The organism is Streptomyces sp. NPDC020681, from assembly GCF_044334895.1.
Classification (GTDB): Bacteria; Actinomycetota; Actinomycetes; order Streptomycetales; family Streptomycetaceae; genus Streptomyces.
On sequence record NZ_JBIRTX010000003.1, the window covers coordinates 450,532 to 474,412 of the forward strand.

At 69.7% G+C, this 23,881-nt stretch carries 23 protein-coding genes; 6 read left to right on the plus strand and 17 right to left on the minus strand.

Annotated elements, in window-relative coordinates; all coding sequences use genetic code 11:
* Window positions 1-112 precede the first annotated feature (112 nt).
* Window positions 113-670: a PPA1309 family protein gene (locus ACH4YL_RS09160; RefSeq protein WP_398506267.1), complete on the plus strand. Its 558-nt coding sequence runs from the start codon at window positions 113-115 to the stop codon at window positions 668-670.
* A gap of 92 nt (window positions 671-762) precedes the next feature.
* Here ACH4YL_RS09160 and ACH4YL_RS09165 read toward each other — a convergent pair whose 3' ends face one another.
* The 4 genes from ACH4YL_RS09165 to ACH4YL_RS09180 all read right to left on the minus strand — a co-directional run bounded on the left by ACH4YL_RS09165 (window position 763) and on the right by ACH4YL_RS09180 (window position 3,891).
* Complete coding sequence (locus ACH4YL_RS09165; protein WP_398506269.1) at window positions 763-1,851, minus strand: PDZ domain-containing protein; 1,089 nt, start codon at window positions 1,849-1,851, stop codon at window positions 763-765.
* Window positions 1,852-1,952: 101 nt separating this feature from the next.
* Window positions 1,953-2,123 carry a hypothetical protein gene (locus ACH4YL_RS09170; protein WP_398506270.1) on the minus strand — a complete coding sequence of 57 codons (171 nt, stop codon included), beginning with the start codon at window positions 2,121-2,123 and terminating at the stop codon, window positions 1,953-1,955.
* 102 nt (window positions 2,124-2,225) lie between these two features.
* Window positions 2,226-2,684, minus strand: coding sequence for a molybdenum cofactor biosynthesis protein MoaE (locus ACH4YL_RS09175; protein WP_398506272.1), 459 nt, complete (start codon window positions 2,682-2,684; stop codon window positions 2,226-2,228).
* Between the two features lie 79 nt (window positions 2,685-2,763).
* Window positions 2,764-3,891 (minus strand): SDR family oxidoreductase, encoded by a 1,128-nt coding sequence (locus ACH4YL_RS09180; RefSeq protein WP_398506273.1) that lies wholly within the window; start codon window positions 3,889-3,891, stop codon window positions 2,764-2,766.
* Window positions 3,892-4,079: 188 nt separating this feature from the next.
* Here ACH4YL_RS09180 and ACH4YL_RS09185 point away from each other — a divergent pair, with 188 nt between their 5' ends.
* Together ACH4YL_RS09185 and ACH4YL_RS09190 are read left to right on the plus strand one after the other, a co-directional pair.
* Complete coding sequence (locus ACH4YL_RS09185; RefSeq protein ID WP_398506275.1) at window positions 4,080-5,504, plus strand: zinc-dependent metalloprotease; 1,425 nt, start codon at window positions 4,080-4,082, stop codon at window positions 5,502-5,504.
* Window positions 5,501-6,019, plus strand: coding sequence for an NUDIX hydrolase (locus ACH4YL_RS09190; RefSeq protein WP_398506276.1), 519 nt, complete (start codon window positions 5,501-5,503; stop codon window positions 6,017-6,019). The genes ACH4YL_RS09185 and ACH4YL_RS09190 overlap by 4 nt, the downstream gene beginning before the upstream one ends.
* A gap of 69 nt (window positions 6,020-6,088) precedes the next feature.
* On the opposite strand, the gene ACH4YL_RS09195 is transcribed toward ACH4YL_RS09190, so the two are convergent.
* The 4 genes from ACH4YL_RS09195 to ACH4YL_RS09210 form a co-directional block, all read right to left on the minus strand.
* A complete protein-coding gene (locus ACH4YL_RS09195; RefSeq protein WP_398506278.1) occupies window positions 6,089-6,844 on the minus strand; it encodes an AIM24 family protein in 756 nt (251 codons plus the stop codon).
* A gap of 20 nt (window positions 6,845-6,864) precedes the next feature.
* Window positions 6,865-7,545 (minus strand): AIM24 family protein, encoded by a 681-nt coding sequence (locus ACH4YL_RS09200; RefSeq protein ID WP_398506279.1) that lies wholly within the window; start codon window positions 7,543-7,545, stop codon window positions 6,865-6,867.
* A 14-nt stretch (window positions 7,546-7,559) separates the two neighbouring features.
* Entirely contained in the window at window positions 7,560-9,179 is a 1,620-nt protein-coding gene (locus ACH4YL_RS09205) for a TerD family protein (RefSeq protein ID WP_398506281.1), read from the minus strand.
* A 108-nt stretch (window positions 9,180-9,287) separates the two neighbouring features.
* Window positions 9,288-9,911 (minus strand): M48 family metallopeptidase, encoded by a 624-nt coding sequence (locus ACH4YL_RS09210; RefSeq protein ID WP_398506283.1) that lies wholly within the window; start codon window positions 9,909-9,911, stop codon window positions 9,288-9,290.
* A 230-nt stretch (window positions 9,912-10,141) separates the two neighbouring features.
* Between ACH4YL_RS09210 and ACH4YL_RS09215 the strand changes: the two genes are divergently transcribed.
* Together ACH4YL_RS09215 and ACH4YL_RS09220 are read left to right on the plus strand one after the other, a co-directional pair.
* Window positions 10,142-11,290 carry a ThiF family adenylyltransferase gene (locus tag ACH4YL_RS09215; protein ID WP_398506285.1) on the plus strand — a complete coding sequence of 383 codons (1,149 nt, stop codon included), beginning with the start codon at window positions 10,142-10,144 and terminating at the stop codon, window positions 11,288-11,290.
* 62 nt (window positions 11,291-11,352) lie between these two features.
* Entirely contained in the window at window positions 11,353-12,744 is a 1,392-nt protein-coding gene (locus ACH4YL_RS09220; protein ID WP_398506286.1) for an ABC1 kinase family protein, read from the plus strand.
* A gap of 36 nt (window positions 12,745-12,780) precedes the next feature.
* On the opposite strand, the gene ACH4YL_RS09225 is transcribed toward ACH4YL_RS09220, so the two are convergent.
* The 5 genes from ACH4YL_RS09225 to ACH4YL_RS09245 form a co-directional block, all read right to left on the minus strand.
* A complete protein-coding gene (locus ACH4YL_RS09225; protein ID WP_398506288.1) occupies window positions 12,781-12,981 on the minus strand; it encodes a hypothetical protein in 201 nt (66 codons plus the stop codon).
* A 115-nt stretch (window positions 12,982-13,096) separates the two neighbouring features.
* On the minus strand, window positions 13,097-13,420 hold the full coding sequence (locus tag ACH4YL_RS09230; RefSeq protein WP_398506289.1) for a hypothetical protein: 324 nt from the start codon (window positions 13,418-13,420) through the stop codon (window positions 13,097-13,099).
* On the minus strand, window positions 13,417-13,785 hold the full coding sequence (locus tag ACH4YL_RS09235; protein ID WP_398506290.1) for a WhiB family transcriptional regulator: 369 nt from the start codon (window positions 13,783-13,785) through the stop codon (window positions 13,417-13,419). The genes ACH4YL_RS09230 and ACH4YL_RS09235 overlap by 4 nt, the downstream gene beginning before the upstream one ends.
* A 192-nt stretch (window positions 13,786-13,977) precedes the next feature.
* On the minus strand, window positions 13,978-14,298 hold the full coding sequence (locus ACH4YL_RS09240; protein WP_398506291.1) for a hypothetical protein: 321 nt from the start codon (window positions 14,296-14,298) through the stop codon (window positions 13,978-13,980).
* A gap of 165 nt (window positions 14,299-14,463) precedes the next feature.
* Window positions 14,464-16,638, minus strand: coding sequence for an ATP-dependent DNA helicase UvrD2 (locus ACH4YL_RS09245; RefSeq protein WP_398506293.1), 2,175 nt, complete (start codon window positions 16,636-16,638; stop codon window positions 14,464-14,466).
* Between the two features lie 160 nt (window positions 16,639-16,798).
* On the opposite strand from ACH4YL_RS09245, the gene ACH4YL_RS09250 reads away from it, so the two are divergent.
* Window positions 16,799-17,041, plus strand: a complete 243-nt coding sequence (locus ACH4YL_RS09250; RefSeq protein ID WP_398506294.1) for a mycoredoxin — start codon at window positions 16,799-16,801, stop codon at window positions 17,039-17,041.
* 30 nt (window positions 17,042-17,071) lie between these two features.
* Here ACH4YL_RS09250 and nudC read toward each other — a convergent pair whose 3' ends face one another.
* The 4 genes from nudC to ACH4YL_RS09270 are packed head-to-tail and all read right to left on the minus strand — an operon-like array spanning window position 17,072 to window position 23,803.
* Window positions 17,072-18,019: an NAD(+) diphosphatase gene (nudC, locus tag ACH4YL_RS09255; RefSeq protein ID WP_398506295.1), complete on the minus strand. Its 948-nt coding sequence runs from the start codon at window positions 18,017-18,019 to the stop codon at window positions 17,072-17,074.
* Window positions 18,020-18,057: 38 nt separating this feature from the next.
* On the minus strand, window positions 18,058-19,455 hold the full coding sequence (locus tag ACH4YL_RS09260) for a dipeptidase (protein ID WP_398506297.1): 1,398 nt from the start codon (window positions 19,453-19,455) through the stop codon (window positions 18,058-18,060).
* A gap of 10 nt (window positions 19,456-19,465) precedes the next feature.
* Complete coding sequence (locus tag ACH4YL_RS09265; protein ID WP_398506298.1) at window positions 19,466-22,912, minus strand: ATP-dependent helicase; 3,447 nt, start codon at window positions 22,910-22,912, stop codon at window positions 19,466-19,468.
* A 57-nt stretch (window positions 22,913-22,969) separates the two neighbouring features.
* Window positions 22,970-23,803, minus strand: a complete 834-nt coding sequence (locus ACH4YL_RS09270) for a hypothetical protein (protein WP_398506300.1) — start codon at window positions 23,801-23,803, stop codon at window positions 22,970-22,972.
* Window positions 23,804-23,881: the final 78 nt, after the last annotated feature.

Here is a 23,881-nt window from a genome sequence, read left to right on the forward strand (position 1 = left end):
GAAGTTCGCGGTCGTGTGAAACGGGCCCCGCGATCGTAGAGCCCACTACTGCAACTTACTGAGGCTTTACCTAGTTCCCGTATCGGGGCCGGAAGGAGGCAGGATATTGGCTATGTCCAACGCTTCCTCCTCCGGCCCCCCGATGGCCGCCAGTCCACTGACCCGCGCCGTGCTCGAAATCGACGAGTACGCATCCGGGCTCGGCTGGGACCAGCCGGCCCGACTCTTCGCGCTCGTCGACACCGCGCAGCTGCGTACCCAGGAACCCGGCCTCGCCGCCCAGCTCGGCCTCGACGGTGCCAACGCGGCCGCGCCGCTGACCCCGATCGAGCAGGACGAGATCCCGCCGGGTACGGCGCTGGACGAGTTCCTGGCCACGATCGCCTGGCCCGACGCGGTGGCCGGCTGCGCGCTGACGGTGGAGCGCCAGATGCTCCCCGCGTCCGCCGATGCCGCCGTTCCGGACGGCCTCGACGGCGCCTCGCTCACCGAGTGGGTGGCCGCCCATCCGGACCGCCAGGAGGTGCGGATGACGGTGGCGGTGCTCCGTGACGGCGCGCGCGAGTCGGCGCTGCGGATGCGCGAGAAGGACTCGCCGACGCAGGTGCTGACGGGCTCGGACCTGGTGCCGGGTCTGGCGGAGGCTCTGTCGGCGACGTTCGAGGCCTAGCCGACGGCTCGCCCGTGTCCGCACACCGGGCACGGGCGGCCGGGTACCTGAGCTCTTCGCCGGGCGCGGGCAGGCGGGCGTCGGGCACGGGCTCAGCTCTTCGCGCAGCTCGGCAGCCCGGCCGTGTCGCCCGCCTTGATCTTCTCCAGCGACTTCGTCGCGTCCTCGATGGTGTTCACCTTCACCAGCGTCAGCCCCTTGGGGATGTCCGACGCAGCCGTCGCGCAGTTGTCGCTCGGCGTCAGGAAGTACTCCGCCCCGGCGTTCCGCGCGCCGACCAGCTTCATCTCGATGCCGCCGATCGGGCCGACCTTCCCGCTGTCGTCGATCGTGCCGGTGCCCGCCACGAACTTGCCGCCGGTCAGGTCGCCCGGAGTGAGCTTGTCGACAATTCCGAGCGAGAACATCAGGCCCGCGCTCGGGCCGCCGACGTCCGCCAGATTGATGTCGATGGTGAACGGGAACGTGTGGTCCGTCCCTGCGTGGATGCCGACGATCGCGCGGTCGTCCGTCTCCGACTTCGCGGTCGTGACCGTGACCTTCTCGGTGCCGGTCGGCTCCTTGCCGGCCTTCTCCGCCGCGGCGGCTTCCTTCGCCGGGACGATCGTGAAGACGACCTTCTCGCCGGGCTTGTGCTTCACCACGAGCTTGGCGACGTCCCCGGGCTCGTTGACCGTGGTGCCGTCCACGGCACGGATGACGTCACCGGCGTGCAGCCGGTCCTCGGCGGGCGTGTCCTTGAGGACCGTCGAGACGACGACGCGCGACTTCACCGGGATCTTCAGCTGCTTGAGCGCAGAAACTTTGGCGCTCTCCTGCGACTGGGTGAATTCCTCGGCGTTCTCCTGCGTCGACTGCTCTTCCGTCTTGCCGTTCGGATAGAGCGTGTCGTGCGGAACGACCACATTGTCGTGGGCCAGCCAGCCGTAGACCGCCTCGACGAGGTTCATGTTGTAGTCCGCGCCCGTGACCCGGACCGTCGTCATATTGAGATGGCCGGTCGTCGGGTAGGTCTCGCGGCCGGAGATCTGAAGGACCGGTTCGCCACGGGCAGCGCCCAAAGTGTTGACCGTCGGTCCGGGCGACATCTCCGAATACGGCACTTTGATGAACACCCCTGCGCAGAGCAGCGCGATGAAGATGAGGGTGGAGGCGAGCATCGTCGCGGTGCGGCGTGGCATGGAACGACAGTACGGGACGGGTCTGTCAGTGCACCGCCGGGGCCGGTCCGTACGGGGCCTCTTGGCAACTGCGTACGGTCGGCGGAAGGGTCACCCCTGAGTCATGCGACGTCGGTACCGGAGCCGGGCTTCTCCATCGCATCGCGGAACCGCGCATAACCGGCAAGCTCGGCCACGTCCCCGGTCGTCCGGTTCCGTGCGGCCCAGCCTCCCCATATCGCAGCACCGACAGCAGCGAAAAGCGGAATCAACAACCAGGCAAGTGCTGCCATCGCGACCTCCCTACCCCATGAGCAAACGCAACCGAGTGATCAGCAGATTAGTCATCTGCCGGTTCAACGCTCATAGCAGGGGGGCAGTTACGCAAATCGGCGCTAGGCGCCGACCCATTCCTCGGTACCGTCCGCGAACGTCTGGTGCTTCCAGATCGGCGCCTCGTGCTTGAGATCGTCGATCAGCATCCGGCAGGCCTCAAAGGCCTCTCCTCGATGCGGACACGACACCGCGACGACGACCGCCAGATCCCCGACCCGCAGGTCTCCCACCCGATGCACCGCCGCCAGCGCCCGCACCGGGAACTGCGCCGTCACCTTCTCGGCGATCCGGCGCATCTCGGCCTCGGCCGTCGGATGGCAGGAATACCCGAGCGTGTCGACATCGGCGCCGCCGTCGTGGTTGCGCACGGTGCCGACGAAGAGCGCGGTGCCGCCTGCCGCATCGTCGCCGACGGCCGCGAAGACCTCGTCGAGGGAGAGCGGGGTGTCACGGATCGCGAGGAGGCGGATGGGGTCCTGCGCCGCCTGCTCGCCGGGGTGGTCGTGCCTGCTTGCCATGTCTGCCATCGTGCCGTACGCCACTGACATCGGGGAATAGCGCATTCGACCGGTCGGGCGCGGCCCGCGTTGGAGCCTCCTACAGACGTCTGCGTGCCTTGCGTGCGCGCCGCACCAGGGCGGCCGTGCCGAGCAGCGCGACCGTCGCGCCCGCGGCGCCCGCCGCGGTCGCGTCCTTGCGGCCGAGCCGGCGACCGGCGACGGTGTGCCGGCCCTCCACCTCTTCGAGCAGGGCCGCGAGGACCTCCTCGTTGGTCCACTGAGGGCGCCAGCCCGCGTCGTGGAGCCGGCTGACGCTCACCACCCAGGGATGCATGGTGTACGCCAGGTCTCCCGCAGGGGACGGTGTGAGGCCGATCCGGTGGAGCCGGGCAGCCGCGCCCAGGGCGACGGCCGAAGGCAGCTCCATCCTCCGGATGCCGCTCAGCTCCTCGACTTCCTCCTGTTCGAGCCAGCCGTCGCAACCGACGGCGAGCTCGCCTTCCACCTTCTCCAGGGCGGCGTACTCCAGCGCGCTCACCAGGTCCTCGACATGGCAGAACTGCCAGGTGGGACGCGATCCGGCGACCACGAGCAGCCGCGGCGACTCGAAGTAGCGGGTCAGCGCGGTGTCAGTACCGCCCACCAGGACGGCGGGCCTTACCACCGTGACATTGAGGCCGGGGTGGGCGCGGGGCCCGCGGCGGCCCAGGCGCTCGATCTCCAGCAGGTCACCGACGCCTGTGGCCTCCGCCGTGGCGCGCAGTTCCGCGTCCTCGGACAGCGGGATGTCGTTGTCGGGAAGCGCCCCGTAGACCATCGCCGAGGTGCACAGCACGACGCGGTGCACACCGGCCGCCGCCGCGGCAGTGAGCACGGTCTGGGTGCCGCGTACGTTGTACGCGGTACGGGCCGCGGCGTCGGTCTCCAGATCCAGGTCGAGCGCCAGATGCACCACCACATCCACGCCGCGCAGCTTCTCCGCGATGGCCGGATCGCGGACGTCGAGAATGTGCCAGGTCGCCTCGGAGACCTCTCCTCGGCGCTCGTCGATGGCGATGACCTGCTTGATCTCGTCGGACTCGGCCAGCCGCCGAGCCAGCAGTTCTCCGACGCCCGTGGCCGCGCCGGTGACCGCCACGACGGGTCGGCGGCCTCCGTGCCCTTGGCCAGGGCTCGGGGTTGAGCGGTTTCGCGCTGCGCGAACCTGCGGATCTGGGGAACTCACCAGGCGTCTCCAGCGGTTGTCTTCAGTACGTGAGCGAATGACGCGTGCGTACCAGGTGCGTCCATCCTGCCGCAGCCCACGAGTCGGCGGAGCACCGAGCCCATTTGCGGCCCGGATGTCTACGCTGGTGGTGTTGTCGGGCATTCGCCGCCGGCCGGAGCCGGCGGCCCTACGAGCCGAGGAAACCCGTGAGTGACACCCCATTCGGATTCGGCCTTCCGCCGGAGGAGCCGGAGAACGGCGACGAAGGCAAGAAGAACGATCCCGCCGGAGGTGGCCACGGCGCCGGCGGGCCCTCCCCCGGGAATCCTTTCGGATTCGGTGCCGGGGACGCGGACAATCCGTTCGCCGCCATGTTCGGTTCTTTGAACCCGAACGACCTGGGTGCGGCCTTCCAGCAGCTCGGCCAGATGCTGAGCTATGAGGGCGGCCCCGTGAACTGGGACATGGCCAAGCAGATCGCACGCCAGACGGTCTCGCAGGGCACGGCGGACGGTACCAAGGACGAGAGCGTCGGCCCCGTCGACCGGACAGCGGTCGAGGAGGCCATGCGGCTCGCCGACCTCTGGCTGGACGGAGTGACCTCGCTGCCCTCCGGCGCGAGCACGGCCGTGGCGTGGAGCCGCGCCGAGTGGGTCGAGGCGACTCTTCCGGCGTGGCAGCAGCTCGTCGATCCGGTCGCCGAGCGCGTCGGCATGGCCATGGGCGATGTACTGCCCGAGGAGATGCAGGCCATGGCTGGCCCGCTGATGGGCATGATGCGCTCGATGGGCGGCGCTATGTTCGGCCAGCAGATCGGGCAGGCAGTGGGTGTGCTGGCGGGCGAGGTGGTCGGCTCGACCGACATCGGTCTGCCGCTCGGCCCGGCCGGCAAGGCCGCGCTGCTCCCGCTGAACATCGACGCACTCGGCAAGGACCTCGGCGTTCCGAGGGAGGAAGTGCGGCTCTACCTCGCCCTGCGCGAGGCCGCCCACCAGCGGCTCTTCGCTCATGTGCCGTGGCTGCGCTCGCATCTGTTCGGCGCCGTCGAGGGATACGCACGCGGGATCAAGGTCGATACAACCAAGCTTGAGGACGTGGTCGGCCAGTTCGACCCGCAGAACCCCGAGCAGCTGCAGGAAGCACTCCAGCAGGGCATGTTCCAGCCGGAGGACACTCCGCAGCAGAAGGCGGCCCTGGCTCGTCTGGAGACGGCGCTCGCGCTCGTCGAGGGCTGGGTGGACGCGGTGGTGCACGAGGCCGCGTCGACCCGGCTCACCTCTGCGAGTGCCCTGCGCGAGACGCTGCGCAGGCGGCGTGCCTCCGGCGGTCCCGCCGAGCAGACCTTCGCGACCCTGATCGGTCTTCAGCTGCGTCCGCGGCGGCTGCGGGACGCCTCTCGGCTGTGGGCGTCGCTCACGGACGCGCGGGGCGTGGACGGGCGCGACGGCCTCTGGGAGCACCCGGACATGCTGCCGACGGCCGCCGACCTCGATGACCCGGACGGCTTCGTCCACCGCGAGCAGCTCGACTTCTCGGAGCTGGACAAGATGCTCGGCGAGGCCGCGGGCGGCGGCAAGCCGAATCTCGACAAGGATTCCGGCCAGGACGACGAGGGCGACAAGGACAAGTGAGCCTGCACGACGACGCGGTCCTCGTACTGAAGGGCTACGAGGACCAGGAGGAGCTGCGCCGGCTCTATCTGGACCATCTGGCGACGCATCCCGATGGCATGTGGAAGGCCTGCGAGGCCGGGCATGTCACGGCCAGTGCGCTGGTGATCGATCCGGAGCACGGGCGAGTGCTGCTGACCCTGCACAAGAAGCTCGGCATGTGGCTGCAGATGGGCGGCCACTGCGAGCCGGGCGATGCCACGCTCGCGCAGGCGGCGCTCCGCGAGGCCACGGAGGAGTCCGGGATCGAGGCGCTGACCCTGCTCCCGGGCCCTGTGAGCCTTGACCGGCATCCGATTCCGGCGCCGTGCAACTGGCATCTCGATGTGCAGTACGCGGCGCTGGCTCCGGTCGGGGCGGTCGCGGAGATCAGCGACGAGTCACTCGATCTGCGCTGGTTCGCCTACGACGAGGTGGCAGACGTCGCCGACAAGTCCGTCGTACGACTGCTGGAGCGCACCCGCGCGGCGCTGTAGCAATGGTTCATGCGTAAGGGGCGGCCTCCTGAGAGGCCGCCCCTTACGTTGCTACTCGTTCCGGAGGCGCTAGTTCCAGGCGTTGTTCTGGTTCTGGGCGTGCGAGCCGTGCTGACCCACCCCGAACTGGGCGCCCATGCCCTGACCGATCCCCGCGTTCTGCGGGGGCATGACCTCACTGGGCTGGACCAGCGCGAAACCCTGGCCGAGGAAGCTGAGTTCCCAGCCCTCGCCGGTGTTGCCGCGCCGCCGCCGTACGCCCGACGAGTGCGTCTGGGCCTGCATCTGCACACGCAGTGACGAGGACCAGGCGACGATCGCGTCGGCGTCGACATTGACGTACTTGTCCGGCGTGACCTGCATCATCAGCGGCTGTCCTGAGGTCATCAGCGCGACCTTGCCGCGGCCGGAGATATTGAGCTGGTACTTCCCGGACCCGGAGATTCCGTACTGGCTGTCCACCGCGATGACCTCGGTGTGCAGCGTCGAGTCCAGCGCGAGGACATAGGCGCTGTCGACCGTCATGCCTTCCTGGTCCACGTCCACGACATGGATGTACTGCGCGAGGTTGGCGAGATAGACAGTGCCCTGCCCCGAACAGCGCATCAGGTCCAGGCCCTCGCCGGTGTTGGCGCGGGCCCGGCGCTGGCCGCTGCTCTGGTACTCGCCGTCGAAGTCCATCAGGCCCTGGTAGGCGACCATGGCGCCCTTACGGGCGAGGACGTCGTCCTGGCCGGTGAGCGCGACCCGCAGCAGCTGTGGGTTCTGCACGACATAGCGGTCCTGCGACTGCTGTTCTGCGTGGCTGAAAAGCGGACTCTGCATGATGTGTTCCCGTTCCCCCGTCAGCCCCGGACCCGAAGGCGGTCAGTGCTGTCCTCGCTCGGCTGTACGACGACGATGCCCTGGCCCGAGAAGGCCATCTGGAATGCCTCTCCACTGCCCCGCCCGATCAAGGAGGAGGCCTTGAAGCTGCGCTTGCCCTTCACCTTGAGATTCGGTGACCAGGCGACCAGCGCATCCGGGTCGACATACGTCTCGTCCTCGCCGCGGCCGCAGTCGACGACGATCGGCGTGCCGCGGGAGGTCAGGGCAACCCAGCCGGTGCCCGCGATCTCCACGTTCCACAGGCCCTGGCCGGCGAACTTGGCGAGACCCTTGACCCGCTCGACGCCCCACTGGAGGTGCGCGTCGAAGGCCAGCAGATTGGTGCCGTTGACCGAGAGCGAGTCGTTGTTGAGGTTGATGACGACCACGTCCGCGCCGTAGTCGGCGAGGTAGAGCAGGCCGTCGCCGGAGCACTTCATGATGGGCGCGCCCTCGCCGGTCACCCACTGCGAGGCGACCTGGCGGACGGCGGGCGGGTTCGGCTCGTACTGGACGAAGCCTTCGTAGGCGACCATCGAGCCGGTGCGCGCGTACAGGTCCTGGCCGGAGGCCATGGCGACCTTGAGCATGGCGCGGCCGTGATTCTCCATCCGGGCCGCGATCGGGGTCGGGGCGAAGCCCGCGAGTTGCTGGTTCATTTCTTCGGGCTCCCTCAGACCTCGTACGGCTGGACGACGATGAAGTTGCCGGGCGCGCCCCGGAACTGGAGGTTGATGGTCTCTCCGCTGTGTCCCGGATAGGCGTTGCGCCGCAGCCGGACCTGGCTGGAGAGGATCACCTGGGACGCGGACGACCAGGCGACGACCGCATTGCAGTCGGCGAAGGTGGTCGGCGTGACCGGCAGGACGACCGGGACGCCGTGCGTCTTCACGACGACGGTGCCGGTGCCCTGGAACTGCATGGTGAACAGGGCGCCGCCGGGGATGCCGTGGCCCTCGATGCGGCGGACCTCGTACTGCAGCGACTCGTCGAACGCCAGGACGTTCTCCGCGGAGACGCAGATGCCGTCGCCCTGGAGTTCGATGGGGTGCAAATGTGCGCCTTCTTCGGCGAGGAAGACCTGGCCGCGTCCGGTGCAGCGCATCAGCTGCATCTCCTGGCCCGTGGCGTTGCCGACGATACGTCCGGCGAAGCCCGCGCCCTTGTGACTGAATTCGACCTTGCCCTGGTACATCACCATGCTGCCCTGGCGGGCCAGAACGGGATTGCCGCCCATGGTCAGATCGACCCGCATCAGCTGCTGGTTCTGCGGCGTCCAGCGCTGGCCGGTCTGAGTCTCGCGATAGGGCTGCAGAGCGGCCTGCAGACCGGCGCCGGTCTGCGGGACTCCCTGGGGCACACCCTGCGGCATGCCCGGAGGCTGCTGCCCGTACGGAGCCGGGGCCTGCTGGCCGTACGGCGCGGGCGCGCCGGGCGGCGGGGCCTGGCCCGGGAACTGCCCCGGCACCTGGCCCGGGACCTGACCGTACTGCGGCTGCTGAGGCGGCTGTCCGTACGGCGCGGGGGCGGCGGGCGGCGGAACTGCGCCGCCGGGCGGGGACATCGGGGCGGCGACCGTGGGCGCGGCGTGCATCTGCGGTGCGGGTGCCGGTGCCTGCGGGGCGGGTGCGCCGAAGGAGGGCGCGGGCTGCGGGACCTGAGGCGCCTGCGGCGCGGCCGGTGCACCGAACGCCGGAGGCGCGGTCGCCTGCGGCGGCGGCGCGAACGACGGAGCGGCGCCCTGGGGCTGTGCGGCCGAAGGCTCTTCGGCGACTTCGCCGCCGAAGTTCTTCAGCAGCGCGTCGAGTCCCCCGTCGAAGCCCTGCCCGATGGCGGCGAAGCGCCACACGTCCTTCAGATAGAAGTCGCCGAGCATCACCGCGCGCTCGGTGGTGAACTCCGAGCCGTTGAAGGGATACCGGACGACCTCTTCGCCGCCCGCGACGATGCGGATGTAGCCGGGACCGACCTGCGACATCTGGCCGCCGCCGTCGATCGTGGCGGTGAAGGAGAGCTTGTGGATGTTCGCCGGAATGCGGTCCAGGGTGACGCGGAAGGACTCCGTGTCGCCGGACTGCGTGCCGAGCAGTTGGATGGACTCCTCGGGCGACTTCGGCTGGTTGAAGAAGATGAAGTACCGGTCGTCCGAAAGCTGCTCGTTGGCATCGAGTCCGAAGCAGCTGATGTCGAAGGTCAGCCCAGGAGCGGCGATCTGCACACCTACGTACAGATCCGTTCCCGACGTGAGGTCACTGATCTTGGCCTTGTGGCCGCGTTGGAATTCCCTGGCCATGCGTAACGACCGTCCCCCATCCCGAAATGTGATTACGTCGCGCAAGGCTAACGGCTGAGTCCGACATTCGGCCAAGCCGGGACACATTCGGTACAGGACCGTCGCCGGTCACTCTCCGCGCGCGGCGGGCAGGTGGGGCAGCCGGTCGGCCGCGACAACACCCTCGAGATAGCCCCGCGCACGCTCGGTCCGCGGATAGGCCTCAAGCAGCCGCCAGAAGCGCGGGCCGTGCCCCGGCACAAGAAGATGCGCCAGCTCATGGACGAGCACGTAGTCGACGACGTACTCGGGCATCCCCTGCAAGCGGTGCGACAGGCGGATGCTGCCCTCCGCGGGAGTGCAGGATCCCCAGCGGGTGTTCTGATTTGTCACCCATCGCACGGATGTCGGCCTTGCGCGTCCGCCGAAATACTGTGCCGACAACCGCTCGGCGCGCTCGCCCAGTTCACTGTCACCGAGAATCCGCTTGCTCTCCTGGGCGGCGAGCTTGTCGAGCATCACGCTGACCCAGCGCTGTTCCTCGGCCTCCGACATACGGGCGGGGATCAGCACGATGGTCCGGTCGCCCTCCCGATAGGCGGAGACCGTTCTGCTGCGCCGGGCGCTCCTGCGGACTTCGACCGCGCTCGTCCCCGATCCGCGGGGCGGGCGGCCGGTCGCGCTGCGCTGTTGACTTCCCGCGCTGTGCGGTGGGGTCTCCCCAGCGACGCGAGGGGAAGGGTCGACGGACACGCCCCGACGTTACCCGCTGTCAGTGGGGGAAGTCCCGCCTCCGGAACGGTTCGACCTTGATCCACTCCATGGCTGCACCATTTGAACGACTAATACCCCGCCCTGTGGATAACTTTTCACACCCTTCGGCGAGGCCATGCATTCTGACAGCAGATCAAAGCGGAGATCCGAGAACACTTTCAGAACGATTCAGAACACATCAGCGAGAACGGTCCGACGGGGGAAGCGATATGCATCCGATGGTGAAGCCTGCGCTCAGGCGGGCCTGGCGGGAACGGCAGACCGTGCAGTTCGGGGTGACGCCCGCACACGCGGTGACGGTCGGCCCGGTCGACACGGCGACCGGCACACTGCTCGAACTGCTCGACGGCACGCGCGGGCTGCCGCTGCTGCGCGACGAGGCCCGGGCGATGGGCCTGCCGGACGGACAAGTCGACACATTGGTGAAGCGATTGACGGCCGCGGGACTGCTGGACGATCCGGAGGCCGGTGGGCCGACGGCGGACGCGTTACGGAAGCGCGCGGGGTCATTGGACCGACTTCGTCCCGATCTGGCCTCTTTGTCGATTGTCTACCCGGAACCGGGCGGCGGAATACGGCGGCTGGCGGGCCGTCGGGCCATGCGGGTCCAGGTGCGGGGCGCCGGGCGCGTCGGCGCGACGGTAGCAGCGCTGCTGTCGGCTGCCGGTGTCGGGCGGGTCGAGGTGCTGGACGGCGGATGTACGGAACCGTGGGACGTGGCGCCCGGCGGGCTGCCCGCCGAGGCGGTCGGTGAGCGGCGGGACACTGCGGCCCGGCAGTTGGTGCGGCGCTCCGCTCCCGACCGGCCGCCGCGAGCGGACCGGGGCGCGACGTCCGCGGCCGGTGCCGAGCCCGCGCTCTCGCTGATCGTGGTGTGTCCTCGGGACGGGCTGGCGGCCTACGCCCCCGACCCCGCGGCGGCCGACGACTGGATCACCACCGGGACACCCCATCTGTATGCGGGAGTTGTGGAAAGCACGGGCGTGGTGGGCCCGCTTGTACTGCCCGGCGGCACCGCATGCGCCGGCTGTCTGGAGCTGGGCCGGGCGGACCGCGATCCCAGCTGGCGGCGACTGCTGGCGCAGTGGCGTTCGGGCGGCCGCCGAAGTCCCGTGCCGGCGTGCGACATCACTCTGGCCACGGCAGTGGCGGGGATGGCCGCTGCACACGCCGTGTCCTTCCTCGACGGCGAACTTCCGGCGAGCACGGGTGCACGATGGGAGGCCGCGCTTCCACTGCTCGACTGGCAATCGGAGAGGATCACGCCACACCTCGACTGTGCCTGCAGCGCCGATGGGAAGAGTGAGAGGGAGCACACCTCTGGCTTTGGGCCGTCGCACGAGACAATGGCCGGGTAACAGCGGTCGACGAAGCCTGCCGCAGGCACACGCGGCAGGCTGTCTGGGATTTGGAGGGGCGCATGTCTGATCTTCCCCGGAAGGCGGTCACTCGGACCGCCAAGTTGGCCGCACTGCCACTCGGGTTCGCCGGGCGTGCCACTTGGGGTCTGGGAAAGCGGATCGGCGGCAAGTCCGCGGAGATCGTGGCCCGGGAGCTGCAACAGCGCACGGCAGAGCAGCTGTTCAAGGTGCTCGGCGAGCTCAAGGGGGGTGCGATGAAGTTCGGGCAGGCCATGTCCGTCTTCGAGTCGGCGCTTCCCGAGGAGATCGCGGGCCCCTACCGGGCGGCGCTCACCAAGCTCCAGGACGCGGCGCCTCCCATGCCGACGCGTACGGTCCACGCGGTTCTGGAGGAGCGGCTGGGCGATGACTGGCGGGAGCTCTTCCTGAACTTCGAGGACAAGCCGTCGGCCGCCGCGTCCATCGGCCAGGTGCACCGCGCGGTGTGGCACGACGGCCGCGAGGTCGCGGTGAAGGTGCAGTATCCGGGGGCGGGTGAAGCGCTGCTCTCCGATCTGACACAGCTCAGCCGGTTCGCCCGGCTACTGGGACCGCTGATCCCGGGGATGGACATCAAGCCACTGATCGCCGAGCTCCGTGACCGGGTGTCGGAGGAGCTGGACTACGAACTGGAGGCGCAGGCACAGCGCGAGCACGCCGCGGAGTTCGCGGACGATCCCGATGTGCTCGTGCCCGATGTGGTGCACCAGTGCGACCAGGTGCTGGTGACCGAGTGGATCGACGGGATTCCGCTGGCCGAGGTGATCTCCGACGGTACGGAGGAGCAGCGTGACCGGGCGGGTCAACTGCTGGCCCGCTTCCTGTTCTCCGGTCCGGCCCGCACCGGGCTGCTGCATGCGGATCCGCACCCGGGCAACTTCCGCCTCATCCCCGACGAGGCGGGCGAAGACGGGGAAAGCGAAGAGGCCGCCGGGAGCTGGCGGCTCGGCGTGCTGGACTTCGGCACGGTGGACCGGCTGCCCGGCGGGCTGCCGGGAACCATCGGCGACTGTCTGCGGCTGACGCTGGAAGGCCGCGCCGACGAGGTCTATGAGCTGCTGTGCGAGGAGGGCTTCGTCAAGGAGACGATCGAGCTCGACCCGGACGCGGTGCTGGATTATCTGCAGCCGATCATCAAGCCGGCCGAGGCGGACGAGTTCACTTTCACTCGCAGCTGGATGCGTAACCAGGCGGCCCGGATCGCCGACATGCGCTCTCCCGCGCACCAGCTGGGCAAGCAGCTCAATCTGCCGCCCTCGTATCTGTTGATACACCGCGTGACGCTGAGCACGATCGGCGTGCTGTGCCAGCTGAACGCAACGGTGCGGCTCCGGGACGAACTGGACGCGTGGCTGCCGGGGTTTTTGCCCGAGGACGAGGAGGACGAGCAGGCGGTCGAGGCCCAGGCCTGAACCGCCGAAGGGTTCAACCGGGGGCCGCCGGAGGGGTCACCACCAGTCCGAGTCGAGCCTGCCCTCGATCGCCCTGATGTTGGCGCGTGCGCAGTCGTCGCAGAAGTAGTGACGGCTGCCGTTCTCCACCGAGAACGTCCAGGTGGGCGGTGGTCCCTCGGCGACAGCGCCACAGTGGGAACACACGATGCTCTCGGCACCCGGCTGCTCAGGGCGAGGAGGTTGGTGCTGGTCCACCTCGTGACGATAACCCCGTAGGGGATCTGCCGCAGGGACAACGCACCGCGGGGGCCGGTCCGTTCGGACCGGCCCCCGCGGGTCAGCTGCTGCTGTCAGCTTCTTTCGGGTGTTGTCACTGCATGACGGCCATGGCGAGCGCGCGGCGGGCGCGCATCGAGACGCGCTCGGCGCGGCGCTGCATCCGCCGGGCGGCGACCAGGCGCACGGCCTGACGTTCCGCTTCGGCTTCCCGCAGGCGATCGTGCATATGCGCACGAGCCATGGCTTCTGGGATGAGTTGCATCTCACGGGTCCTGTTCTGACGCGAGGCGTTCGCGCCGGTGGTGGTGACGTCTGGGGTCGCGGAGCCGGACGGCTCGCTCGAGGAAGTAGTCATGGGGGCCAGCTTCTGGGGATCGTGCGTCAGAGGGCGGTCGATGGTTCCGGTGATGGTCATGCCGCAACCGGGTTCTTGCGCGGGCGGCCACGCGGCCGCTTGCGGGCCACGACCACGCCCTGGACGAAGAGCTCGCCGCCCCAGACGCCCCAAGGCTCACGCCGCTCCTTGGCGCCCGCGAGGCAGGCCTCGATCAGCGGGCAGGTGCGGCAGAGGGACTTGGCGTACTCGACATCGGCCGGCGACTCGGCGAAGAAGACTTCCGGGTCGTAGGAACGGCAGGGGACGGGTACGCCGAGGTTCTCGATGGCGTCGTCGAGCGCGGAGAGCGCGGTGAGCGGGGTCAAGGTGGGGTCCTCCGTGTGGGCGGGCGGGGGGATCGTCTCGGAAGGCGGTACGGACGGGGCGTGCGCTTCGAGTTGCACGGTGGTGTCTTCCTCGTCTTGTCGGTCCGGCCTGTTGGCCGGTTGGCGGTCCCCCGGGCGGGCCGGGGGGCTGGTACCGGGTGTTGCTTCGTCCCGAGCCCCTTCGCTCCGGTCTCCCCGTTCGGGGAAAACAGAAGGGCCGCGGATCCCGGGTGGGGTTCCGCGGCCCTGAAGGCGCCGGCCTGATCTGGATCAGGCTGGATCTCTCCAGGGTTCGAGCCCACGGATGGCCCACATCGTGTGGTGCTGGTGCTGCTTCTGGGTTTCGGCACTGGCCGCTGCAAAGGCATAGGCGCGAGCCTTGCCTGCTGCTACTGCTTCCAGTGCCTTGGTCGGTCGCTCATTGCGCTCCAGGACGGGGAGACCGGCCAGAGCGGACACAGGGAGAGCGGCGGAGATGCCGGACACACCAGTGCCGTTGAACGACGCGGAGAAGCCGAGCGAGCAGGCGGAGGCGACCGAGCGATCGGTCACTTTGGCGGTGCTGATGGAGCTGGTCTGGATCTTGATCACTGGATTCGCCTCCTCTCGGCGTCTAGGGGACCGGCCGGGGCCGATCACACGTATTCGGATAAGTACAGCACGAGGACAGGGCTTCAGAGAAGACGCTGTTCCCGTGGTTAAGAACCTATGGGGATTGTCGGGGCGGGCGCAAACTATTTTTTCGACGAGTTTGTATCAGTCCTCCTCGTCGTCTCCTCCAACCTCCTGGCCTGCGCAGATGGCCAGGACATCGGCTCCGAAGCGCTCCAGCTTGCGGCCGCCGACACCGGAGATCTGAGTCAGCTCGCCCTCGTCGCCCGGCACGGTCTCGGCGATGGCCATCAGCGTCTTGTCGGTGAACACGCAGTACGCGGGCTGGCCGAGCTGCTTCGCCTGGTCCGAGCGCCACTCGCGCAGGCGCTCGTACAGCGCCTCGTCCATGTCGGACGGGCAGTCCTCGCAGCGCATCAGCTTCATCTCGCCCGCGTCGGTGAGCGTCTTGCCGCACACCCGGCAGAGCACGGGGCCACGTCGCTTGCGCTTGCCGCCGCTGCCCCGCTCGATTCCGCCCGCACCGCCTGCGCCACGCGCGCCGGGAGCCACGGAGCCCGGACGCATCCCGTTCAGGAAACGGGTGGGGCGGCGGGAGGCGCGGCCGCCCGGTGCCCTGGACAGCGCCCAGGACAGCGCGAGATGGAGCCGGGCGCGGGTGACGCCGACGTAGAGCAGCCGCCGTTCCTCCTCGACCTGCTCGTCGGTCTTGGCGTAGGTGATCGGCATCATGCCCTCGGTGAGGCCGACCAGGAAAACGGCGTCCCACTCCAGGCCCTTGGCCGAATGCAGCGAGGCGAGCGTCACGCCCTGGACGGTGGGGGCGTGCTGGGCGGCGGCGCGCTCGTCCAGCTCGGCCACCAGATCGGCGAGGGTCGCCTCGGGCCTGACCCGGACGAAGTCCTCGGCAAGGCGCACCAGTGCGGCCAGCGACTCCCAGCGGTCGCGCACCGCACCCGATCCCGCGGGCGGCTCGGTGGTCCAGCCCTTGGTCGAGAGCACGGCACGGACCTGGGACGGCAGATCCTCGGCGTCGTCGAGCAGCGCGTCATTGCCGCCTGCCCGGGCCGCCCCGCGCAGGGCGACGCCCGCCTCCCGCACCTCCTGGCGCTCGAAGAAGCGCTCGGCTCCGCGCAGCTGGTACGGGACTCCGGCGTCCGCCAGCGCCTGTTCGTAGACCTCCGACTGGGCGTTGATGCGGTACAGCACGGCGATCTCGCCGGCCGGCACGCCGGCTGCGATCAGCTCGCGGATCCGGCGGGCGGTGCCCTCGGCCTCGGCCGGCTCGTCCGCGTACTCGACATAGGCGGGTTCGGGGCCAGGGTCGCGCTGGGAGATCAGCTCCAGGCGGTGCTCGGCGGCCCGGCCCTTGGCCTGGCTCAGCAGACCGTTGGCGAGATGGACGACCTGCGGGGTGGAGCGGTAGTCCCGGACCAGCTTGACCATGGTCGCGCCGGGGTGACGGGTGCGGAAGTTCAGCAGATGGTCGGGGGTCGCACCGGTGAAGGAGTAGATGGTCTGGCTGGCGTCGCCGACCACGCACAGGTCGTCCCGGTCGCCCATCCACAGGTCGAGCAGCCGCTGCTGGAGCGGGCTCACGTCCTGGTACTCGTCCACCACGAAGTGCTGGTACTGGCGGCGGATCTGGTCGGCGATGTCGTGCCGGTCCTGGAGGATGCCGACCGTGAGCAGCAGCACGTCCTCGAAGTCGATCACCGAGCGGTCGCGCTTCAGCTGCTCGTACATCCCGTAGACCTGGCTGATTTCCGCCGGGTCCCGTGGGGCGTCGCGATAGGACTTGGCAACCGCGGCCGGATAGTCGGCCGGGACGGTCTGGGTGACCTTGGCCCACTCGATCTCGCTCGTGACATCGCGCAGTTCGTTGCGGTCCAGCCGGATGCGGCAGCGGGCCGCAGACTCGGCCACCAGCTGGATCTTGCGGTCGAGCAGCCGCGGCAGCTCGCCGCCGACCGCTTTCGGCCAGAAGTACTGGAGCTGGCGGAGCGCGGCGGAGTGGAAAGTGCGGGCCTGGACCCCGCCCGCGCCGAGCTGGCGCAGCCGGCCGCGCATCTCGCCGGCGGCGCGGTTGGTGAAGGTGACGGCCAGCACACTGGCGGGCTGAAGTATGCCCGCGCGCACGCCGTACGCGATGCGGTGAGTGATCGCGCGTGTCTTGCCCGTGCCGGCTCCTGCCAGCACGCACACCGGACCGTGCAGGGCCGTGGCCACTTCGCGCTGCTCGGGGTCGAGCCCGTCGAGCACCGCGTCCGCCGACTCGGGGACCTGCGGGAAAAGGGAGGAGTGCGTTGCTGCTGTCACCCCGCCATGCTGCCAGGTCTGCCGAGGCGTGTGCGGCGGTTGTCCACAGGGGTCCGGAGGCGGTCGTACTAATGCGGGAATGGTGGCCCGGTCACGTACGTTCTACGCGGTGCGAACACGCACCCGGTGACATGAGCGAGACAGAGGAGCGCGAGGGACGATGCAGGGCACTGTGACGATGTACAGCACCACGTGGTGCGGCTACTGCCGCCGGCTGAAGAGCCAGATGGACCGCGAGGGCATCGCGTACACCGAGATCAACATCGAGCAGGACCCGCAGTCCGCGTCCTTCGTCGAGAAGGCCAACGGGGGCAACCAGACCGTGCCCACCGTTCTCTTCAGCGACGGTTCCACGCTGACCAACCCCTCGCTGGCCCAGGTCAAGCAGAAGATCGGCGTCTGACGGACCAGGGCCTGGGGCCCCCGGACCGCATCACACGACATCACCGGGCTTCGGCAGCGGCTTGCCGTACCAGAGCTCGATCAGGCGGGCCGCAATCGAGATCCCGTACGGAGGCAGCACCTCCCCGGACTCGAACGCGGCCCGCAGGTCTTCCCGGGAGAACCAGCGCGCCTCCTGGATCTCCTCGCCGTCCACGTCGATGTCGGACGACGTCGCCCGCGCCATGAACCCGAGCATCAGGCTGGACGGGAACGGCCACGGCTGGCTGGCGATGTATTCGACCTCGCCGACCGTGACGCCCGCCTCCTCGAAGACCTCGCGACGCACCGACTGCTCGATCGACTCGCCCGGCTCGACGAAGCCCGCGAGCGTCGAGAAGCGGCCCTCCGGCCAGTGCACCTGGCGGCCCAGCAGCGCCCGGTCCTCCTCGTCCGTGACGAGCATGATCACGGCCGGGTCCGTACGCGGGTAGTGCTCGGCGCCGCAGGCCTGGCAGCGGCGGATGTGGCCCGCCGCCGCGATGACCGTGCGCTCGCCGCAGCGCGAGCAGAAGCGGTGCAGCCGCTGCCAGTTCTCCAGCGCCACCGCGTGCACCATCAGGCCCGCGTCCCGCGGCGACAGCAGCAGTCCGGCTTCGCGCAGGCCCGCCGGACGGGCCGACTGGTCCATGCGGCCGGGCAGCGCGTCCTTCTGGAGCGCGAAGTACCGTACGCCGTCCTCGTCGGTGCCCAGGAAGTAGCGGTGGGTCTCGGTGACGGGGGCCTCGAAGGCCGGTGTCATGACCAGTTCCGTGCGGCCGTCGGGAGTGTCGTCGATCAGCGCCTGGCCGCCGGAGACCACGAAGACCCGGGTGGTCGGGTGGCTCCATGCCGCCGCAAGCCAGGCTTCGTCGAGACGGTGGTGCGCCTCGCGGTCGATGCCGCTCGGCGCGGTGAGGCCGATCGAGCGGTGGGTGGTTCCGTTGCTGGTGGTGCTCACAGGTACTTCCAACTCCCCCGGGTGGATTGGGTGGCAGTTCAGCGGAGGGCGGCGGCCAGGTCGGCCCACAGGTGCGCGGCCGTCTCCACGCCCTTGAGCAGCAGGTCCACTTCGACCTTCTCGTTGGGCGCGTGCCAGCCGTCGGACGGCACGGAGATGCCCAGGAAGAGGACGGGAGCGTCCAGTACGTCCTGGAGGTCGGCGGCGGGGCCCGAGCCTCCCTCGCGGGTGAAGCGGATCTTCTGTCCGTCGAAGGCACGGCTCATGGCCCGTACGACCGACTGCAGGGCGGGATGGTCCAGCGGGGTCAGACAGGGGCGGGTGGAGGCGCCGAAGGTGAGCTGGTGGCGGATGCCGGCCGGGACGCGGGCCGCGACCCAGTCGGTGACCGCCTGCTCGATCTTCTCCGGGTGCTGGCCGGCGACCAGGCGGAACGTGAGCTTCAGCTGGGCCGAGGACGGGATGATCGTCTTGCCGCCGGGGCCCTGGTAGCCGCCGCCGATGCCGTTCAGCTCGGCGGTCGGGCGGGCCCAGATGCGCTCCAGCGTCGAATAGCCGGCCTCGCCCAGCGTGCCGTGCGACTTGGCGGTTTCCAGCCAGGCCTGCTCGTCGAACGGCAGCTCGGCGAAGAGCTCGCGCTCGGCGTCGGTCAGCGGCGTGATGCCGTCGTAGAAGCCGGGGATCGTGACGTGCTCGTCGGCGTCGTGCAGGGCGGCGACGAGGCGGGCGGCGACGGTGGCCGGGTTGGGCACCGCGCCGCCGAAGGAGCCGGAGTGGATGTCCTGGTCGGGGCCGTACAGCTCGATCTCGCAGTCGACGAGGCCCCGCATCCCCGTGCAGACCGTGGGCGTGGTCTCGGACCACATGCCGGTGTCCGAGACGATCACGGTGTCGGCGGCGAGACGGGCCGCGTTGGCCTCGGCGAGGGCGCGGAAGTTCGGCGACCCCGACTCCTCCTCGCCCTCGATCAGCAGCTTGAGGTTGACGGCCGGTGCGGTGCGTCCGGTGGCGGCAAGGTGCGCCGATACGCCCAGCGTGTGGAAGAGGACCTGGCCCTTGTCGTCCGCCGCGCCGCGTGCGTAGAGCTTGCCGTCGGCGGTCTCCGGCTCGAACGGGTCGGTGTGCCAGCCGTCCTCGCGGGCGGCGGGCTGGACGTCGTGGTGGCCGTAGACGAGGACGGTCGGCGCGTCCGGGTCGCCCGACGGCCACTCCGCGAAGACCGCGGGAGCGCCGGGAGTGGGCCAGACCTCGGTGACCGGGAAGCCGGTCTCCTTGAGCTTGGCCGCGAGCCAGTCGGCGCTGCGACGTACATCGGCGGCGTGGTCCGGCTGAGCCGACACGGACGGAATGCGCAGCCAGTCCGCGAGATCGTCGAGGAAGGCGGAACGGTGCCGGTCGATGTACGTACGGACGCCGCTGTCCGGAGTGTCGCTCATGCACTCGAGCCTATCGGGCGTCCAGGGCGGTCTCGTCGGCCGTCTCGTCCTGCAGGATCCGCTCCAGCGCGGCGCGGTCGGGGAGGGTCTGGGGGCGGACGACCTCGCCGCTGCGGACGAAGACGAACGCGGCGTCCACGGCTTCGAGCGGCAGGTCGTGCTGCTCGGCCCAGGCGAGGCGGTAGATCGCGAGCTGGAGAGGGTCGGCGATGGTGGAGCGGCCGGTCTTCCAGTCGACGATCTCGTAGGTGCCGTCCTCTCCTCGGTAGACGGCGTCGATACGGCCCCGGATCACCCGGCCCGCGAGGGTGAGCTGGAACGGCTGCTCCATGCGGTACGGAGTGCGGTGGGCGTACGGAGTGTGCTCGAAGGCCTCCTTGAGGACGGCCAGATCGCGCTCGTCCGCGATCTCGGGGTCGTCGGCGTCGCCGCCGGGGAGTTCGTCCGGGCCGAGCATGGGCAGTGGCAGCTCCTCGAACCGGGACTCCACCCAGGCGTGAAACCGGGTCCCCCTGCGGGCGGCGGGCTGCGGAGGCTTGGGCATGGGCCGGGCCAGTTCCTGGGCGAAGCCGTCCGGGTCGGCGGCGAGACGCATGAGCTGGGAGGCGGTGAGTGAGGGTGGCACGGGGACATCGCGGACGGCGGCGCGGATGCGGTGGAGTTCAGTGGTGAGGGCCTGGAGGTCGCGGTCCCAGGAGGCGATGGCGCGGGCGTCCTCCGGGGTGAGAGGGGCCTCGCGGCGCTGGTGGGGTGGGCCCGCCTGGTGGGGCAGGGCGGGTGCCGGCCGGTACGGGAACGGCTCTTCGTCCTCGTGCTCGTCGTACTCGTAGGTGTCGTCCTCGTACTCGGCGTCCGCAAACGCCTCGTCCACGTACTCGGCGTCCGTAAACGCGCCGTCCTCATACTCAGCGTCCGCGTACTCGCTGTCCGCGTAGTCGTGGTGGTCGTGGTCCCTTGGGTCCGGGACCTCTGGCGCGTCCAGGTATGACAGGACCGTGTCCGCCGCCCTCCGGCGGTGGGACAGGGACGTCGGGTCCAGGGGAAGCGGCCACGCCTGGTCCGGGGTCGACCCATGGAGGGCCGGGTTTTCCGCGTCCGCTTCGGGTTCGTCCGCCCATGCCTCGATCTCGCCGGAGCCCTGCGCGCAGTGGTCGTACAGCGCCTGCAGGAACGCCGACGGCCCCCGCCGGCGCTTCTGGGTCGGGCCCCACCAGTGGGCCGAGCCCAGGAGCAGGGACCGTGGGCGGGTGAACGTGACGTAGCCGAGGCGCAGTTCCTCCGTGTGCTGGTGGTCCTTCATGGCGTCCTTGAAGGCCTTCAGGCCCTTCGCGTCCCAGGACGTGACGTCCGGGAGCGTGCCCGCGTCACCGCGCAGCGCGTGCGGCAGGACCTTGGACTGGGACGTCCAGGACTCGCGCGCCTGATCGTTCGGGAAGTGCTTGGCCACCAGGCCGGGCACGGCGACGACATCCCATTCGAGGCCCTTGGACTTGTGAGCCGTCAGGACCTTGACGGTGTTCTCGCCGCCCGGCAGCGCGTTGTCCAGGCCCTTCTCGTACTGCGCGGCCGTCCGCAGGAAGGCGAGGAACGCGAGCAGCGTCGCATCGCCGTCCAGCGCCGCGAAACCGGCCGCTGTGTCCAGGAAGTTGGACAGCGTCTCGCGGCGCCGGGCGGCCAACGCGTGCGGCGAGGCGGACAGTTCGACCTCGAGGCCCGTGGTGCCCAGCACGCGGTGGAGTACGTCCATCAGCGGGTCGGCCAGCGAGCGGCGCAGATCGCGCAGTTCGGCGGCGAGGCGGGCGAAGCGGACCCTTGCCTCCGCGGAGAACGGGAGGTCGTCGTCCACGTCGGCCGATTCGAGGAAGGTGTCCAGCGCGTCGGCGAGCGAGATGACCTCGGCCGGGTCCGTGCCCTCGACGGCCGCGGCGAGCCGTTCGTCCGGGTCCGTGCTGCCGGATGCGCCGCGGTGGACCAGCAACCGGGCCCGGCGGCCGAGCAGGGCCAGGTCCCGGGGGCCGATCCGCCAGCGCGGCCCGGTGAGGAGACGTACGAGCGAGGCGTTGGCCCCGGGGTCCTGCAGGACCTCGCAGACGGCGACCAGATCGGCGACCTCGGGAAGGTGGAGCAGCCCGGAGAGGCCGACGACCTCGACCGGGACCTCTCTGGCGACCAACGCGCCCTGGATCTCGGCGAAGTCGCCCGCCGTACGGCACAGGACCGCGATCTCGCCGGGCTCCTTGCCCGTACGCACAAGGTGGGCGATCGAGTCGGCGAGCCACTCGATCTCCTCCGCGTGGGTGGGGAGGAGTGCGATGCGGACCGATCCGTCCCGCTCCGCGCCGGGGGCGGGCCGCAGTGCCTCCACGCCTTCGTGCATGGCGCGCAGCGGCTCGGCCAGACCGTTGGCCAGGTCCAGCAGCCGGCCGCCGCTGCGGCGGTTCTCACTGAGCGAGAAACGGGTCGCGGGCCGCCCGCCGGGGTGCGCGAAGTGGGCAGGAAAGTCGTCGAGGTTGGCGACCGAGGCCCCTCGCCAGCCGTAGATCGCCTGACAAGGGTCGCCGACCGCGGTCACGGCATGACCGGTGCCCTGGCCGAACAGCCCGGACAGCAGCAGCCGTTGGGCCACCGACGTGTCCTGGTACTCGTCCAGCAGGACGACCCGGAACTCGTCCCGCAGGATCGTGCCGACCTCCGGCCGGGTGAGCGCGAGCTCGGCGGAGAGCGCGATCTGGTCGCCGAAGTCGAGGAGGTCGCGTGCGCGCTTGGCCTCGCGATAACGGACCGTCAGATCAAGCAGCTCGCGGCGTGCGGCCGCCGCCTCCGGCACCTTGCGCAGCTCGGCGTTGCTGAGCCGGACGCCGTCGAGGGTGCCCAGCAGCTCCGAGTCGTACGCGGCGAGCTCCTCGGGACGGACGAGATGCTCGGCGAGTTCGGCGTCCAGCGCCAGCAGATCGCTGACCAGGGACGGAAAGGATCTTGTCAGCGAGGGATACGGGCCCGGCGCTTCGCGCAACACTCTGGCCGCGAGCTGATAGCGGGTGGCGTCGGCGAGCAGGCGCGCGGTCGGCTCCAGGCCTATCCGCAGGCCGTGGTCGGCGAGGAGCTGTCCGGCGAAGGCGTGGTAGGTGGAAATGCGCGGCTCGCCCGGCGGGTTGTCCGGGTCGATCATGTCGGGGTCGGTCACGCCAGCCCGTACCAGAGCTTTCCGGACACGCTCGGCGAGCTCTCCCGCCGCCTTGTTGGTGAAGGTGAGACCGAGGACCTGTTCGGGCGCGACCTGCCCCGTGCCGACGAGCCAGACCACCCGCGCCGCCATCACCGTCGTCTTCCCCGACCCGGCTCCGGCCACGATGACCTGCGGGGCGGGCGGCGCGATGATGCAGGCCGTCTGCTCCGGAGTGAAGGGGATGCCGAGGAGCTCCTTGAGCTGCTCGGGATCGGTGATGCGAGCGGTCACCTCAGAGAGGCTAATGGGGACCACTGACAGCGGCGGTCCCCATCGGCCTCAGCGGGGTCAGGCGTTCGAGTTCGCGCCCGGACCGCCGCCCAGCTTCTCCGCGTCGACGACCTCGCCGGCGGGCGGGGCAACGGCCTTCACCGGCTGGTTGTAGTCGGAGAAGACCATCGAGCCGGGCTCGTCGCCACCCACCACAACGACCTTGAGGATGTACGGCTCGCCCTCCTTGGCCACATACAGGGTCGTGGTCTCGCCGGCCTTCTTCTTCACCACCGTCGCAACGGGCTGTCCGTTCACATCGGCGTCGGGGCCCTTGGTCAGACCCTTGCTCTGGAACTCCTCGTCGGCCATGTCTTCGAGCATGGACTTGAGGTCGCAGGTCCCGCCCATGTCCTTCGCACTGTCGGCCGGCAGCTTCATCCAGCGGCCCTTGATCAGCTCGACACCGGCGTCGACCTCTTCCTTGGTCCCGCCCTCCTCGCCGATGGTGTAGCGCCAGAACTTCTCGTCACCCTTCATGTACGTGACTTTGTTGACCTGCAGAAGCTCTGCGGTGCCGCCCTGCATGCCGATCTTGCCGGTGCAGGCGCCCTTGGTGTCGGCGGCGAATTCGGCGTCCATGGTCTCGCCGTCGGTCTTGATCCGGCCCGCCATCCGAAGGGACTGGGCACCCTTCGTCGCCGCGACTGCCTTCTCGGCGATCTGATCGGCCGTCAGGCCCTCGAAAGGATTCGCCGGAGGCTTCGTCGTGGTCGGGGCCGCCGGCTCCCCGGCCTTCTCCTCGGAACTGCTCTTGACCTTGGTGCCGTTCTCCTTCGAGCAGCCCGCCAGTCCGGCGAGGACGGTCGCACAGACCATCGCCGAGACCAGGAACTTCCGATTGGCCGCCATCTGACTCTCCCTCGTGATGCACCTATCGCACCCTTATGCGACTGCCGCGGGCCCTCATTGGATGTGGCCGGAGAGTGT